This window comes from Shewanella sp. S1-58-MNA-CIBAN-0166 (genome assembly GCF_040310085.1).
Taxonomy (GTDB): domain Bacteria; phylum Pseudomonadota; class Gammaproteobacteria; order Enterobacterales; family Shewanellaceae; genus Shewanella.
Genome location: NZ_JBEOPN010000125.1, coordinates 1 through 282, shown reverse-complemented (window position 1 = coordinate 282; position 282 = coordinate 1). Strand labels below are relative to the sequence as shown.

The window sequence follows — 282 nt, the reverse complement described above, 5'->3', positions numbered from 1 at the left end:
CATTAACCCGCTTTGATATTGAAGTAACGAATAGTATTGCAGAGCCAAGCGCTGGTTACAGTATTGGTCAGTGTTATTCTGCTGATGGTAATGATGCTTTCTGTAGCCGTATCGGACGTGACGAAAATGGTCAAATTGATTTAGTTGATGCTAGCTTTATCAATATTGGTTTAATCTCATCTAAAGGTTTTGATTACAATATCTACTTTGAAACAGATACAGTAATCGCAGAAGAAAACCTAGGTATTACACTAGATCTTCAAGCTACTCGCATGACAGAGC

1 protein-coding gene is annotated in these 282 nt (G+C 37.6%); it reads left to right on the top strand.

The features are described 5' to 3' along the window. Nucleotides 1-282: hypothetical protein (locus AAEY99_RS21370; RefSeq protein WP_351011972.1), on the top strand; the 282-nt coding region annotated here is incomplete at both ends.